Consider the following 16,496-nt stretch of genomic DNA (forward strand, 5'->3'; position numbering starts at 1 on the left):
GAATCCAAAGCTTCCGCTCCTTAACATCAAAGGCTACGTAGGGGCGTTGGTTCTAAAACCCCATGCCGATTTCCATCCATGCCCTAACCGAATCGGTTTTACCCACCAAATCAGGCACCGGGCCGACCGGCGTGGCGATATAGGTTCTGGCGCTTAACCGACCCGCCCCCGCCCAATTCAGCTTCGGCCCCAACCAGTTGATCCCGCCGCCTGCTCCGCTCAGCGTGGCCCTGTTGGTTCCCGCAGACCATGGATTTTGATTGACCGTTACTTGCGCGCTGTCGATAAAGCCGACCACCTGAAATTGCCCAAACCGGCCCGAACCGAGGCCATGCCGAAGCTCGGCAGTTCCTATATAGCCCGTGTCTCCGGACACCGCACCCATGTCATAGCCGCGCACCGTGTAAGGCCCGCCGACAATCATCTTCATTGACGAATCCAGATTGTCTTGCGCCCACTGGCCGGCGAAAGCCAGATACAATTCGTCCCGCTCGGTCAGGTTTTGCAGGCGGGCCAGATTCGCGTTCCATTTAGAGAACATGCCCTGGGTTTTTACAGTCGCGGCATCCAACAACTGCGCATCCTGGTTGTCGAAGCCGACATGACCTACTGTCCAGCCCAAACTCCAGGTATTAATACCGCCTGACAGCAGCCTATCCCGCGCATCGCCGGAAACGCTCAACGTGCCGTTATCGATATGCCGAAAAGACCGGATATCACCTACATCGATACGGTCGCGCAATTCCCTCCGGTCATACTCGAGCTGCCCGTAGAGGTTGAAATTCCGGCTGCGGATCAGCGGGTGATTGCCCCATACACTGCCCACCTGTGCGCTGCCGTGTGCATTGAGGGCCGAGAGCGATCCGCCCAGCTCATAGTGCAGCGCTGAATAAGACCCGCCCAAGCGAGTGCCTTGCCCGTTCACCAAAGATTCGTAGGCAAGACGCCCGTAGTTCAGCCCATCTCCGGAACTGAGCCCGCTTAGGCTCAGCACATCGCCATGGTGCAAGGGGTTGATCCAGTTGACCGTCCCGCCGACTCTGGGCCTGCCGGTATAGCGGTTGCCGTACCCGTCAACTACCAGATTCCCGATGACAGCAGGGCCGGGGCTGGCGTTAACCAGCAAATCCGATGTCCCGACACTCTCGCCAGTTTTCAAGGTCGCATTAGCCGCGACACCCGGAATATCGGAGAGCAACAACAGCGCACGATCCAGTCCCGCTTGGCCGATAGTCTGCCCGACTTGCAGCGGGGATAATGTATCCTGCAACAACGAATCGATGACCTTGCTGTCGTTGTGGAGCTTGATCTCGCCGTAACGGGCCTCCATAACTTCGATGCGCACCATGCCCGACTGAATTGTTTGCGCCGGGATGAACGCCCGAGCCAGCGGATAGCCATGGCCGTGATAATAGCCGGTAATACGATCGGCCAGTTCGCTTAACTGGTGCAGGGTGATGCTGGTGCCTTCCGCATCCGCCACCAGGGCGTGCAGGGTTTGTGTATCGATTTTTTCGTTGCCGGAGATTTGGATAGATTTCACCGGGAAAGGCACACTGGTCGGCAGCTTGCCTCCGCCTTTTTGTTCAATGTTCAGCTCCGGCCCGATCGGCGAAGGGGCAGGCGGCTTGACCGGCTGAAGCTGCTGTAACAGAGAGCCTGCGCCGGGAGCAACAAAATCTGCAGCCGGAGCAACCAGCGGAAAAAGGACGAGTAGGGATGCCAATAACGGTTTCATGGTTTGATGCGATCTGGTGTTAAATTTCAAACTGAAATGAACGAGGTAAAAAATATCTTATTCATCCACGTTGAGCATATTGTCCGGCAGCTTCACGCCGGGATGCACAATTGTAAATGTCGAGCCGTTCTCCCTAGAGCTCAGGTTGGTATTATTTTGCACTGTGTCGGTGGCGGATTCAGGCGTCGATTCATCGTCTGTGCCTGCGCTGGAACTTTGTGCCACTGTATTGCTTGGGGATGAATCGGACGTTACAGGCTTGATGTTCGTTGGGGGTAAGAGAATCGTCGACTCCAGTTGCGCCACCGAATTTTTGACCAGTCTGGAGTCATTCAGCGTTAGGGCGGGGTTGCTGGTGGTGACGATCAAAGGTGCGGCATTTATCGTCAGCGCGCCATTGGCGTAACTGATGGTATAGTTGGACGATGTCAGGCCCGAGGGTGTGATGGCATAGGAACCGGTATTGACAGCGTTTTGCGAGCTGCCGCCGTAGGCCAGCGCGCCGCCCAGCACGCCGGAACCTTCGCCGTTGACGAAGCCGCTGTAGGAAACGCCGTTACCGCCGCTGTAGGCCAAGCCGTCGTAGATTTTGCTAAAGCCGTTGGCGGTGACGGTCAGCGCCGCCGGATTCACCGTCAGGCTGCCGTTTACATAACTGAAGTCGTAGTTGCCGGAAGTCAGGCCCGAAGGTGTGATGGCGTAGCTGCCGACGTTGACCGCGCTTTGGGAACTGCCGCCGTAAGCCAGCGTGCCGCCCAGTACGCCGGAACCTTCGCCGTTGACGAAACCCGAGTAACCAACACCATTGCCGCCGCTGTATGCAAGACCGTCGTAAGTCTTGGAAAACCCGTTGGCTGTCACGGTCAACGGCGCTTTGTCCACCGTCAGGTTGCCCACGTAGAGAATCTGGTAGCCCGGTCCCGTGCCCGTGGCGCCCGCGCCGCGCACGGCGCTGGTCGTGCCGGCGGCGCTGGCGGGGCTGGTCGAGGCGGTCCAGGACAGACCGCCGGTGTTGACGAGGCCGGTGGCATTCGCGCCCGTCTGGTCCAGAATGCTGGCGATGCCGAAGGTCGCCGCCGAACCGTAGGTCTGGCTGGCGCTGGCGGTAATAGTGATGTAGGGCAGCGTTTTGATCCCCGGATAGGGATTGCCCGAACCCCAATCGGCTGCGAGCCATGCACCGCCGCTGGGGGCGGTGCCGAATGGGCCAAGGGTGGACCATTCAGCGGTGGTCAGTCCGGTACCGTCGCCGCCCCCGCCGCCGGTGACGTTGGCGCTGTTGCCCTGGCCGGTAGTGTCTTTATCCCAGTAACTGCTGGTGACCGAACCGCCGCCGCCGTTCACTTCGCCGATCAGGCCGCCCAGGTTGGTGCCGCCGACGGGGAGGTTCGTGACGGGATCCTTGGCGCTGACGGCGCCCGTGGCGTAGCTGTTGCTGATGCTGCCACTGTTGGTCTGTAGCCCCACCAGCCCGCCGATGCCTTTATTATCGGCGGGATCGGAGGCCTTGCCGGTGACGCTGCCGGTGGCGTAGCTGTAACTGATGCTGCCGCCGTTGGATCCCACCAGCCCGCCGGCAAAGGCGTCGGTGGCAAAGCCGCCGTCGGAGGATTCGACGCTAACGTTGGCGTAGCTGTAGCTGATGCTGCTAGCGCCGGTGTTGGTGCCGACCAGCCCGCCGACTCTGTGGCTGTACGCTTTCACGCTGCCGCCGTCGGCGTAGCTGTTGCGGATGACCGTCGCACCGTTGGCCCAGCCTACCAGCGCGCCGGTGCCGTCCGTGCCGCCTTTGAGATTCACGTTCAGCAGCCCGACGTTTTGCAGCGCGGCGCCATTTGTATTGCCGAACAGCCCCACGCCTTCATTCACATTGCGATCGATGAACAGATTGCTGATGGTGTGGCCGAGGCCGTCAAACTTGCCGGTGAAAGGCGCATTGGGGACACCACTAAGTAGATTGATACGACCCACCGGCACGAAGCCTGTACCGCCGTTCCAGGTGGCGGTGCCGCCGGCGTCGATGTTCGCGCCCAGCGCGTAGTTGCCGGCGAGGGCGCCGCCCATGCCCTGCAGGGTGCCGTCATTGCTGCTGGCCGATGTACCCAGGCTGGTGATGACGGTGTAGGTGGTCGCCGCGACATTGTTACCCAGCTTGGTGCTGAAGTTGGGGCCGGCAGGAAGGCTGACTTGCGCGCCGTTGCTTAGGGTGTAAGTGCTGGTATTGCCCGCGTTCGCCGCGCCTTGGCCGTATTCCAAGGCAAGCTGGGCTGTGCCGGAACCGTTCAGGTTGGCGTTGATGGCGATGTTGCGGTACGCGGAAAGGGTCAGTAGGTTGGCGCTCCAGCTTACGGCGTCATTGACGAAGATGTCGCCGTTGCCTGCGGCATTCCCCGCTCCGCAGGTTGCGCCGGTGCAAGTGACCGATCCTAAGGCGGTCTGGATAGTTACAGCCCCAACACCCAGCGCGGCGGTCAGCGCAGTTCCGGTGATGTCGCCGCCGCTGGCGGCGATGGTAAAGTCATACGGGTCGATTAGCCAAGTACCCGCATGGCCGTTGGGCGCGGCGGTGGTGATTTTAGCACCGTCGGCGATTTTGACGTGGGCGGCGGAGGTTTCGATGAAGCCGCCGTTCTCTTCCCCCTCACCCCCAGCCCCTCTCCCTGTGGGAGAGGGGCGTACGGAGGCATCCAACGTACCGCCGACATTTACCGTGCCGCTGTCCATGTCGCCGAGCAGTTTGATCACGCCGTTGTGCTCATCGACAGTGCGGGCTTCGATGACGCCTTCGTTGTTGACGACGCCGGCCAGCAGCGTATCGGCGGCCTTGGCCGTCATCAGCACGATGCCGCCGTCGGCCTGGATCAACTGTTTGTTTTCCGCCAGCGCTTGCAGCGCGCCTTTATCCACTTCGACATTGAGCAGTTTGTCGCCGGCGAAATCCAGGCTGATTTTATCGCCCGCCGCCAGCGCCACGGTGCCGAGCCGGGCCTGGATGATGCCCTGGTTGCTCACTTGCCCGCCCAGCAAGGCGACGTAGCCGCCGTCGGCGGCGGTAATAGTACCTTGGTTGACGATTTTTCCCTCGCCCCCGTTTGCCTTGGAAGAGAAGGTGCGCTTGCCGGAAGCCGCATCGGCGTCGGAGATGTCCAAAGTGGACGCCACCAGACCGCCGACGTTGACTTGCGAGCCTTGGCCGAACAGCACGCCGTTGGGGTTGATCAGGTAAATCTGGCCATTGGCGTTGAGCCGGCCCATGATCTGGCTGCCGTTGGGATCGGCGATGCGGTTGACGGCAACGGCGGACGCGTTGGGCTGGTGGAAATCGACTTGGGCGTTTTGGCCGATGTTGAAAGTCTGCCAGTTGAGGCTGGCGTTCTGGCTGGCCTGGTTCACGTCCATGTGGGAACCGTCGACGGCGATGCTTGCTTGACCAGCGGTGACTTGACCGCCGCTAGGCAGTTCCGTGGGGACCGGTGCGGCGTAAGCGGCTGGAGTGAACAAGGGCAGAGTGGAAAGATACGCAATGCGTACTATACGCAACTCGATTTTTCCGTTACGGGTGAATGTGGTGGCTGAAACATAGCCATTGGTTACGGCATCCCAGATTAGGCGGTAGGTCAGATTCATGGCTATTCGCTTTGTTATTTTTGAGCCATGATACCTTTAAAACTTATAGGGTTGTACCCCCTAATTAGGGGGTATTGCCGAGTTTGAGTTGTTCACGGTACGCATATTGCTAGCCGTTAGAGTCTCGAAAATTCCGGTGTCCAGGTTAGACAAAAACGTAATATTAAATGTCACGCTTATGTGCTTAACACCCGTTAAATAATATTTATCGGATAGGGCGTGCTGATCCGTCGGTTCTGTGTCATCGGTGTTTTATTTTTCGTGTTTTTCGTAGTTTTCGCGGAATCAGTTAGGACGATTGCCCCAGCCACAGCGCCATCAGCGCTGCACGGTTGTTCACGCCGAATTTACGGAAAACAGCGCTGACGTATTCGTGGATGGTGTGATAACTGCGCCCCAGTTCTTCCGCGATCTGTTTTTCGGGAAGGCCGGTCAACAGCAGATGCAACACCTGCCGCTCGGTCGGCGTCAGGGGAGCCGCGGCCGCCAACAATCCGTGCGAGAGCATACGTTGGCGATGGAACCATTTGATGCCGCGCAGCGCGTAGGAGAGCAGTTCGACTTCTTCGTCGGTGAACGTCTTTCGGGAATAGAAACCGAAGTGGGATTCGGCGTCCTGGTTGAGAGGGAATCCGATAAAGACGGCATCGCAGGTGCCGACGGAGCCGTAATGATACCTGTAGAAAGGCGACTCAAACCATTCCGGCGACAACTCTCTGCGGAACGAGTAGGTTCTGAACGTGCCGACGCTTCGCATGGGGAGAAGAAAGGAGGGGTCGATTTCCCGCCGATCCCAAAGTTGCAGGATTTCCTTGAAGGGGCCTTCATCCGGATCGGGGGCAATGGGATGCAGTTGTATCATGGCGGAAACACGCCACCCTTGCAGCAGATCGTTATCATGCTCGCCATCCATGCGCACCGCGCCGCCCCAGGTGGCATTCCAGGCGTCAGCCAGATTGCATAGCGATTTCATCAGAAGGGAGACGGCCTGGTCGGATTGGCTGGCCTCGAAGTCCGACAGTTCATCCCAAATGCGATGTATTTTTTCCTGTATTGCGGGGGTCATGGTTTCTTACTCATTCATTTGCAATGGTTACGGTTGAACTTTTTAAACAAAGGGGAAAAGCTACGGCGCCTGGCCGAGCCACAGGGCCATCAGCGCGGCACGGTTGCTTACGCCGAATTTGCGATAGATGGAGGTGACTTGTTCATGAGCAGTGTGATAACTGCGCTCCAGTTGTTCTGCAATCCGCTTTTCGGAAAGCCCGGTCAGCAGCAGATGCAGTACCCGCCGCTCGGCCGGCGTCAGAGGATTTTTAGCTACCAGCAGGCCGTGGGAAAGCATCAGTTGCCGATGGAACCACTTGAGGCTGCGTAGGGCATAGGCTACCTGATCCCGGTCGGCTTCTGTGAAAGGCGGCTGGTCAGGGCCGCGATATATGCCGAACCAGGATTCGGTATCCTGGTTTACCGGGGAAGCCACCCAGACGGCATCCGCCTTACCGAGGCTTTGGTAATAGAGCCGGTAGTAAGGCGATTCGAACCACTCAGGGCCTACCAAGTCCCGCAACCGGTTAGCGCGGAAAACGCCCGCACCATCCAGATTACGGATGGTGGTTTCATCAATGTCACCCCGCTCCAGTTTGTCCACCTGTTCGCGCGAGGCGGCGTCCAACAGCGGAGTGGGGTGCAGGTAGCGGATGGCGCCCGCTCGCCAGCTTTTCGCCGGGTCGCCGGGAGAAGAGCTATCCAGGCGCACAGCGCCTATCCAGGTGATATTCCTAGCTCCCGTCAACACGCACAAGCCGCTCATGAGATGCGTCAAAGCTTCCTCGGAACGGCCGACATCGAAATCGGCCAGTTCGTCCCACAGGTTGTGGATGTCGTCCGAACGGTTGCAGCTCATCAATTCTGCCTTTTGATACCCGGCTTACAGGCACGGTAACGGTAGTTGAGCATGAAACTTTCGGTTGGACGCTTCGGATTGTTATAACGATAACGCTGTACAACGTTTAAGCTACGTTCCGCTGTCATGAAGGGTGTCTCCACAGTTGGAGCAGATGATTTCTTGATGGTATGTCATGATAAAAACTATACAAGATTTTTCAAATTTCACCCATCATCATTTTGATTTATTCAGTACTCTCCCGCCAATTAATCATCAATCCGTTATTTATAGGTAATTATGCGGATTTATCTAGGTACGCAAACTGGAGATACTTCACTATGAATTTGAAGTTTCTTTAAGCCATTATATAAAAAGGCCGGGGCACAACGAAGATGGAGACGTTATATTTCGAATCGTTTATGTCAATCGATGAAAAGCTATTTTGGCCGATACTAATACCTTTAGCCTTATAAATGCGATGGAGCGCAACTATCTAAGCTCATCATTTGTTAACGCGCGAGGCACAAACAAATCCATTGTGTCCGAAATTCCAAACTACAAGTATGAACTTAAGATATGGTCAGTAATAACTTCCCGACATGGATCGAGTAAAATTTTTCCGTTCGCCCTGAGCTTGTCGAAGGGTGGGCGGAAAAATTTCGGCCCCCACCGCACCAAGCCGATCATGCTTCGACAAGCTCAGCACGAACGGCTTGATGGCCAAAAATATTGATTTCGGGAAGTTATTTTTAACCAAGTCCTTAGGAGTTAATGATGCGATGGGACATTAAGTTCACTGGGTCTTACCTGGCTTGTTTATTGATTTTCTTGCTGCTAACCAGTTGCATGGTCGGACCCGACTATGTTTCTCCCGCTACCGAAACGGCTTCTCAGTGGCTGGAAGCCGAAGACAAGCGGCTTAATACGACCTCCACTCATGATCAAAATTGGTGGAAAACTTTCAACGACCCGGTCCTGAATCAGCTAATCGACCGCGCCTACCTCGATAATCTCAACATTCGCGCGGCCGGAGTGCGGGTACTCGAAGCCCGGGCTCAATTGGGAATCGCCATTGGAGATATTTATCCGCAAAATCAGCAATTAACCAGTTCGCTGAGCAAGGTACATTTAAGTGAACGTGCTTCGCAGGCTGCTTTCTCCAAAATATTCGATTACGCCCAAACACAACTAGGGTTGACTGCCAGTTGGGAGATTGATTTCTGGGGTAAATTCCGCCGCGCAATCGAATCGGCGGACGCCGGGTTTCAGGCTGCGCTGGCCGATTACAACAACGCACTGGTCAGTCTCACTGCCGATGTGGCCAATGCTTATGTCACTATCCGGACGCTTGAAAAACGCTTGAGCATTGCCCGGCAAAATGTCGAGACGCAAAAGGAAAGCCTGCATATTGCGGAGATTCGCTATAACGGAGGCACCACTTCGGAGCGCGACGTCGAACAGGCCAGAACGGTGCTGGCTAATACGCAGGCTTCCATCCCCGCACTGGAGATCGGGCTGCGGCAGCAACAGAATGCGCTTAGCGTTTTGCTGGGCATACCTCCCAGCCGGATGAACGATTTGTTGGCTGGGACAGCGCAGATTCCCTCGCCCCCCATGCAGGTAGCCGTGGGCATACCCGCCGAACTGTTGCGGCGGCGGCCTGACGTTCGCCATGCCGAATGGCAGGCCGCCGCCCAATCCGCCAGCATCGGCGTAACCAAAGCCGCCCTGTATCCGGCTATCTCGCTGACCGGTACTTTTGGCTTGTTGTCTACCGATGTCGGTTCGTTTGCCCTGGGCGATGTTTTTCTCTGGAAAAGCCGCACCGCCAACTTTGGTCCGGCATTGCAATGGAATATCTTCAACTATGGGCAGATTACCAATCAGGTACGGGTGCAGGATGCACGATTACAGGAATTGTTGGTCAATTACCAAAACACTGTGCTTACCGCGCAACGGGAAGTCGAAGACAACCTGGTGGCTTTTTTACGTTCCCAGGAACGCGCTCAATCGTTGGGAGAAAGCACCGCAGCGGCCCAACGCTCGCTGGATCTGGCAACATTGCAATACCGGCAGGGCATCACCGATTTTACTACCGTGCTGACGGCTCAGCAGGCGCTGCTAAGCGAACAGGATAATCTCGCCAGTACTTTGGGAGATATTTCCAATAACCTGGTCGGTGTATACCGGGCTCTGGGCGGCGGCTGGCAGATTCGGGAGGGTAAGGATGTCGTGCCCGACTCGATCAAGGAACAGATGGCTAAACGCACCGATTGGGGCGGCCTGTTAAGCCCTGCCGCCCAGCCATCGCCGGATACCCAGACGCCGTCGGGCGTCAGTTGGCCGCGATGGTAAGGTTTACCAAGGTGATATGGATAGCGATGATCTTCGGTACAGCTTGCGAAGACAAAAATACCTACGCACCTCCGCCTCCGCCACAAGTCACGGTTAGCCAACCCGTTCGCCGGCAAGTCAGCGAATATCTGGAATTTACCGGAAACACCCAGGCTTTTAACTCGGTCCAGTTGGTCGCACGGGTGCAAGGCTACCTGGAAAATGTGTTCTTCCATGATGGCGACAGAGTAAAAATCGGCCAGCCGTTGTTTCTGATTCAACAGGACACTTACCAAGCCCGCTTGAAGCAGGCCGAGGCTCAGGTGCTTCAGCAAAAGGCCAGTCTCGATCATGCGCAAACCGAATTGGATAGATTCAGCGACCTAAGGCGGCAACACGCAGCCGCCCAGACGGATGTGGACAATTGGCGGTTCGAGCGCGATAACGCCAGAGCCGCAGTGGTGGCCGCCGAGGCGAACCGCGATCTGGCTAAATTGGATTTGGATTACACCAAGGTTGTCGCGCCTTTCAATGGGCGTATCGACCGTCGGCTCAAGGACCCGGGTAATCTCGTTGGCGCCGGTGAGTTTACCCCATTGGCTCAGATCAATCAGACCGATCCCATTTACGTCTACTTCACGATCAACGAGACCGACCTGCTGAGGGTTATCAAACAGACCAGCATCGGACCGGGCGAGGCTGAGAAATTGAAGATACCGGCTACGCTTGCGCTATCCGGAGAAGAAGGCTATCCCCATACGGGATACCTCGATTTCACGGCGATTTCGGTGACGCCAACGACAGGCACTTTACTGTTACGCGCCAGTTATCCGAATGCCGACGACACGATCTTGCCGGGGCTGTTTGCCAGGGTGCGGGTTCTCGTGGTCAACTCGGAAAAAATGGCGCTACTGGTTCCGGAAGCAGCTATAGGCTATGACCAGTTGGGTTCATACCTGCTGGTCGTGAACGACAAAAATATTGTAGAACGCAGGCCGGTCAAGCTTGGCGTTAAAGCGGAAGATGGCCTGGCAATCGAAGAAGGGATCGGCGATCAAGATTGGGTGATTGTGACGGGGCTTTTACATGCAATTCCCGGCAATACGGTGAATCCGGTACGCAAGCCGCTAAACAAAACCGATGGCGCACCTGAGAACCGGAAAGCAGCGCCATGATTTCCCAATACTTTATCGAAAGACCGATTTTCGCCAACGTTATTGCGCTGATCACTATCATTCTGGGCCTGGTTTGTTTTATGAACCTGCCCGTGGCGCAATATCCGCCTATTGTGCCGCCGACCATACAGGTGACAACCCGCTACCCCGGCGCCAGCGCCGAGGTGGTTGCGAATACGGTGGGCATCCCTATCGAACAGGCGGTCAATGGCGTGGAGAACTCGTTATATATGCTGTCAACCAGCGCCGGCGACGGCAGCTACACCTTAACCATCACATTCAATGTCGGGACCGATCTTAATACTTCCACGTCGCTGGTACAAAACCTGGTCAACAGCGCTTTGCCGCAGCTTCCCTTATCGGTTCAACCGCAGGGCGTCAACGTAAAAAAAGTTTCAACGGACATCTTGTTGGTGGTAGGACTGTATTCGGAAGACGACCGCTTTGACGACACTTTTCTTTCCAATTACGCCGTAATCAACTTGCAGAATCCGCTGGCGCGCTTGCCCGGTGTCGGTCAAATCGCGGTACGGGGCGCCGGGCCTTATAGCATGAGGGTCTGGTTGAATCCGGAAAAGCTTCGCTACTTCAGCTTAACGACTCAGGATGTCATCAGCGCCATCCAGAGCCAAAATTTGCAAGTGGCCGCAGGACAACTGGGCGGCCCTCCGGTTCCCGCGAACCAGACATTCCAATTTACCGTCAACGCGATGGGCCGTTTAGAGGATGTGGATCAATTCGAGAATATCGTTATCAAAAGCACCCGTGGGGAGTCGGCGCAGATCGTGCGAATTCGCGATGTCTCCCGCGTCGAGCTTAGCCGCCAAAGCTACAGCAACTTTTCCGAATCCAGCGGCCACAAGGCGACGGTGATGCCGGTGTTTACCTTGCCCGGCGCCAATGCGCTTAGCGTAGCCGAGGAAGTTAAAAAGGCGATGGCGACCATGAGCAAGGACTTTCCTCCGGGCCTGAAATACGAAATTCACTATGACACCACGAAGTTTGTCCGTAGCGCGATACACGATGTCTACATTACATTGTTCGAGGCCGGCATACTGGTGCTCATTGTCGTGGTGGTATTTTTACAGAGTTGGCGAGCCACGCTGGTGCCGGCGACGACCGTCCCCGTCACGCTGATCGGCGCGTTTGCGGCGATGTCCATGCTTGGTTTCGGTATCAATCTGTTGACTTTGTTCGCGCTGATTCTGGCGATCGGTATTGTCGTCGACGATGCCATTGTTATCGTCGAAAACGCCTCGTATCATATCGAGCAAGGTATGGCTCCGAAACAAGCGACAATCAAAGCGATGCAGGAAATCACCGGGCCGATAATGGGTATCACTCTGGTACTGACTTCGGTGTTTCTACCGGCGGCTTTTCTTCCGGGAATTACCGGACAGCTGTTTCGTCAGTTCGCTTTGGTCATCGCATCCACAGCTATCATCAGCGCGATTAATGCGCTGACGCTCAAACCGGCCCAGTGTGCTCTGTGGCTGCGTCCAGCTCAAAATAAGCAAGTCAATTGGTTTTTCCGCGGTTTTAACAAGGCGTATAGTTGGTTTGAGAATGCTTACGTGCGCTTGGTTACCTGGATGGTACATCGGGCCGTTGCGATGGTGCTGCTGTACGTGCTGATCATCACTCTCAGCGCGTGGAGGTTTGCCTATCACCCTACAGGATTCTTACCCACCGAAGATCAGGGTTATGCGATAGTGATTACCAAACTTCCGGATGCTTCTTCGCAGCCGCGAGTAACTGCCGTGACCAAGTCGCTGAATGAGATTCTTCATAAAACTCAAGGAGTGGAAGCCTGGGTCACCATTGGCGGACTGTCCATACTGGACGGCGCCAATGTCTCCAACATCGTCACCACTTTTATTGTTTTTGAAGATTGGAGCAAACGGGGGGCGGATTTAAGTCAGGACACGATTACCGCCAATCTGCGCCGCGATCTAACGACCCTTGAGGAATCCGGATCTCTTGTGCTGATACCTCCCCCGATCCGTGGGCTGGGCCAGGGAGGCGGTTTCCAATTAATGATTGAAGATCGTCAAAGCCTGGGCCTTGCCGAGTTACAAAAAGCGGTCGACGAAGTCATCCGGGCAGGCAATTCCCAATCCGGCTTGCGAAATTTGATCTCTACTTTCAATGCCCGCAGCCCGCAGCTTTTTCTTGATATTGACAGGACCAAGGCGGAGTCATTGAATATTCCGCTGAGTAATGTGTTTTCGACGTTGCAGACCTATCTGGGTTCATCCTTTGTGAATCTGTTTAACAAATTCAACCAAGTATTCCAGGTTTATGTTCAGGCCGATGCGCCGTTTCGTACACAGCCGGAAAACATCAAGAGCCTGTATGTCCGAAATGGACAAGGTGAAATGGTGCCGTTGGGAACTCTGCTGGAAGTTAAGCGGACTGTAGGTGCCGAACTGGTGTCGCGTTACAATCTTTACCCGGCTGCGCAAATATACGGCGCTGCCGCGCCGGGATTCAGTTCCGGACAAGCGCTAAATTTGATGGAGCAAGTGGCCAATAAAACCTTGCCCAAAGGGATCGGTTTCGACTGGACTGCAACGTCTTATCAGGAAAAGCAGGTGGGCAATCAAGCTTATTTTATTTACGGTCTCTCGATTACGTTGGTGTTTATGGTGCTCGCGGCGTTGTACGAAAGTTGGACCAGTCCTTTGGCCGTGGTGCTGGTCGTGCCTATGGCTTTAGTGGGCGTGCTCTTGGCTTTAATGATGCGGGGATTCGACAATAATCTTTATACGCAGGTCGGGCTGATCTTAATGATAGGCCTGGCTTGCAAGAATGCGATTCTGATCGTTGAATTCGCCCGGCAGTTGCAAGCCGACGGAATGCCTGTGCCGGAGGCTGCGGTGGAGGCCACTCGTCGGCGCTTTCGGCCCATCGTCATGACCTCATTCGCTTTTATTCTGGGTGTTGTGCCTTTGCTCGGCGCCTCGGAAGCGGGGGCGGCCAGCCAACAGGCCATCGGTACGGTGGTTTTTGGCGGTATGCTGTCTTCAACGCTTTTGGCGATACCGTTCGTACCGGTACTTTACGTTATGACACAGCGATTGGGGGCTTGGACAACCGAACATATGAGCAAGTAAATTGGTTATCCAAAAAACCACTGATGTTACGCAGTTAGCCGAATAAATGATGTATTAAGGAGTCGCTCATGCGAAGGTTATTTGAATCGGGGTCTCGCCCCCGAAGGCGAGTTACTTTCTTTTGCTTCGCCAAAAGAAAGTAACCAAAGAAAAGGCGCCCCGATTGCCGCTTTGCTCCTGCGTTCCTCGATTTCACCGAGGGTTGCCAGAAGGGCCATCCTTGGCCCTCTGGCAACGCGCTGCATCCATGCAGCGCCCCTAACGGGCTGTTCTCGGCGAAAGCTCCGGTACTCGGCGCGGCAAACGGGAAAAATACCGTCCGTGTGTAACATCAGAAAATCAGTTGAATGCGATATTTCCGGACAACTGTAGCAGCATTTGAACGAAAGCCTATTTTGCCAAACGGCGGCATCCTGTATCATGTAAATTATTTAATCTACACCTATCTACTCAGGTGCGATCCTGAGTCTTTCATCAGATTTATTTATGAATATCGGCAAACTGTATATTATTTCCGCTCCTTCCGGCGCCGGTAAAACCAGCTTAGTTAAACAGCTGGTTGCCGATTTGGATGGTTTGACAGTGTCAATATCCCATACTACCCGTCAGATGCGTCCCGGCGAAGCTCATGGTCAGGATTATTACTTTGTCTCTGTCGCAGACTTTCAAGCCATGCAGGAAAAACAGGCGTTCCTTGAGCATGCCCAGGTTTTTGATAATTTTTACGGCACTGCACAGCAAACCGTAGAAGAAAACCTGAACCGGGGATTGGATGTAATTCTCGAGATCGACTGGCAAGGCGCGGAACAAATAAAAAAACTGCTGCCCGACAGTATTTCGATTTTTATCCTGCCGCCATCGACGGAAGTTCTATTGCAGCGCCTCAGAAACCGAGGCCAGGACGATGAGCAAATTATTGAACGCCGGATGCGCGATGCGGTGACCGAAATTCGCCACCATGAGGAGTTTGATTATCTGGTGGTTAATGATGTGTTTGCCCAGGCACTGACTGAATTAAAAAGCATCATCATCGCCAATCGGTTAACCCGGCAACGGCAATTGCATAATTTGCGGCCTTTATTAACTTCGCTGCTCGCATCAAAAAACGCTTAGTTAACCATCCAGTTTTCTATAGAACGCTTTTTCGCTAGTAAATTGCAATTCCGCTTTTTTTTCTTTGAACTCATTTTCTTTTTTAATTTCCAAATTTCGGCGCCTGCGGTCGCCTTTGCGCTTATTCTTAGACGCTTCAACCAGCTGTTCTCTGCTGATTCTCGGATCGTTGTGCCAACGCCTGGTTTGATACTCACGTACGACAACACTTTTGCCCTTTATTCGCTTCTTGTTGAGCTTATTTATGGCTTTTATTGCAACGGAATCGGGGGTTATTGTAACGAGTCCATGACATTCAAAATCCTCCATTGAGCTATCTTTTTGCCTTAAAATAGAAATATGTTCTATTTGGCCGCGTTTACTTAACAAACTACCTTTAATAGCGGGCTGGATAAAATCTTCTATATCTTTTTCTGTTGTATTGCTAAGTATATTTTTTAACAAAATAATCATTGAGATATCCATTTTTTAAATTGCAAAAAGACGCATCTGGTACATTCTAGTCTGTCGGGTACTTTTTTCTACCCACGAGGCTCTTCGGCTTTTTTAAATAGCCCCATTCTCAACCATCGGCAGCACTCGGTATTCAATGCCCGAACAGGAAAACTTCGCTCTCTGTTGCTTTAAAGTGTAGCTAATTCCTGTTTCGGCGAGCCAAATAATTTAAATAAAACCGGCAGCAACAATTAAGGTTAAAAAAGTGCCGTAGCGTGGTTTCGCGCTAGAAAATCGCCATGATGGGTTCCTTCCAGCTCGCGAACCACTCGGTCAAATCGCGGCTGCCGCCCAGAGCGCTGAGACGGCGGTCGATGGCGTCCTGATTGCCCCACACTACTCCTGCCAACGCGCCGCCGGCCACACGCGCTTCGATATCCTTACAGTAAAGCCCCAGGTCGCGCTGGACATAGAATCCGTATGTGCGGCAAGCTACCGGGCGATGGGCGTAGACCATGCAGGCTCCCGCCGACCGGTCCAACAACGGGCAGACGATAGGGCGCGATGCTTGCTCGGCCAGCGCGGCGATGTCACGGCCGATTTCTTGAAGCCGCTCCGAGGACAGCGCGGCCAGCCCGTCCCTCAGTAAATCCCATTCCTCCGCAGTGAGCCGGGGTATTTCGGCGAGCCGTCGGCAACAACCGTCGCAGCCCATACGGCAGAGCCAATCGGGATTGTCATCGCGGATAGCTCGTACCCGCGCTTCGATATCGGCATGGAGTTGGGTCAGTGTGTTCATCTTCGTGTCCGGCCTTTTTAACCGCGCTTTGAAAAGCTTTTATTATGGATTGAAAATAATGGAACTGAAATTTGATGGCCGAAATAATATCCTAAACCGGCATTTACCGTTTAAGAATCTGAACTGATAGGCTGATTGACTCGGCTTGTCGACAAGTTCTATGCAAGGTCAGGTGAATTTTCAAAAACAGCTATTCAACGCAACGCTCAGCGAACGAAGCGTAACCGGAGGTTAGGCACGAATGCAGGTTATGGCTGAGCTTTGCGAAGCC

The 16,496-nt window shown here is 54.6% G+C and carries 10 protein-coding genes; 4 read left to right on the forward strand and 6 right to left on the reverse strand.

Going from position 1 to position 16,496, the window contains the following annotated elements; translation table 11 throughout:
* Positions 1–52: 52 nt before the first annotated feature.
* The 4 genes from EPO18_RS04360 to EPO18_RS04375 form a co-directional block, all read right to left on the reverse strand.
* Positions 53–1,738: a ShlB/FhaC/HecB family hemolysin secretion/activation protein gene (locus EPO18_RS04360; protein ID WP_292431007.1), complete on the reverse strand. Its 1,686-nt coding sequence runs from the start codon at positions 1,736–1,738 to the stop codon at positions 53–55.
* A gap of 57 nt (positions 1,739–1,795) precedes the next feature.
* Positions 1,796–5,365, reverse strand: a complete 3,570-nt coding sequence (locus tag EPO18_RS04365; protein ID WP_292431010.1) for a two-partner secretion domain-containing protein — start codon at positions 5,363–5,365, stop codon at positions 1,796–1,798.
* Positions 5,366–5,654: 289 nt separating this feature from the next.
* Complete coding sequence (locus tag EPO18_RS04370; protein ID WP_292431012.1) at positions 5,655–6,431, reverse strand: response regulator transcription factor; 777 nt, start codon at positions 6,429–6,431, stop codon at positions 5,655–5,657.
* A 60-nt stretch (positions 6,432–6,491) separates the two neighbouring features.
* Entirely contained in the window at positions 6,492–7,163 is a 672-nt protein-coding gene (locus EPO18_RS04375; protein ID WP_292431286.1) for a helix-turn-helix domain-containing protein, read from the reverse strand.
* Between the two features lie 861 nt (positions 7,164–8,024).
* On the opposite strand from EPO18_RS04375, the gene EPO18_RS04380 reads away from it, so the two are divergent.
* The 4 genes from EPO18_RS04380 to gmk all read left to right on the forward strand — a co-directional run bounded on the left by EPO18_RS04380 (position 8,025) and on the right by gmk (position 14,991).
* Positions 8,025–9,608, forward strand: coding sequence for an efflux transporter outer membrane subunit (locus EPO18_RS04380; protein ID WP_292431015.1), 1,584 nt, complete (start codon positions 8,025–8,027; stop codon positions 9,606–9,608).
* A gap of 26 nt (positions 9,609–9,634) precedes the next feature.
* Positions 9,635–10,762, forward strand: a complete 1,128-nt coding sequence (locus EPO18_RS04385) for an efflux RND transporter periplasmic adaptor subunit (protein WP_292431018.1) — start codon at positions 9,635–9,637, stop codon at positions 10,760–10,762.
* Positions 10,759–13,878 (forward strand): efflux RND transporter permease subunit, encoded by a 3,120-nt coding sequence (locus tag EPO18_RS04390; protein WP_292431021.1) that lies wholly within the window; start codon positions 10,759–10,761, stop codon positions 13,876–13,878. Before EPO18_RS04385 ends, EPO18_RS04390 begins: the two co-directional genes overlap by 4 nt.
* Positions 13,879–14,364: 486 nt before the next feature.
* Positions 14,365–14,991, forward strand: a complete 627-nt coding sequence (gene gmk / locus EPO18_RS04395; protein ID WP_292431024.1) for a guanylate kinase — start codon at positions 14,365–14,367, stop codon at positions 14,989–14,991.
* Here the strand turns inward: gmk and EPO18_RS04400 are convergent, their stop codons facing one another.
* Both EPO18_RS04400 and EPO18_RS04405 read right to left on the reverse strand, forming a co-directional pair.
* Positions 14,992–15,444, reverse strand: a complete 453-nt coding sequence (locus EPO18_RS04400) for an RNA recognition motif domain-containing protein (RefSeq protein WP_292431026.1) — start codon at positions 15,442–15,444, stop codon at positions 14,992–14,994. It abuts the gene before it with no gap.
* A 268-nt stretch (positions 15,445–15,712) separates the two neighbouring features.
* A complete protein-coding gene (locus EPO18_RS04405; protein WP_292431029.1) occupies positions 15,713–16,225 on the reverse strand; it encodes a YkgJ family cysteine cluster protein in 513 nt (170 codons plus the stop codon).
* Between the last annotated feature and the right edge of the window lie 271 nt (positions 16,226–16,496).

This window comes from Methylobacter sp. (genome assembly GCF_004322395.1).
In the GTDB taxonomy this organism is placed as follows: domain Bacteria; phylum Pseudomonadota; class Gammaproteobacteria; order Methylococcales; family Methylomonadaceae; genus Methylobacter_A.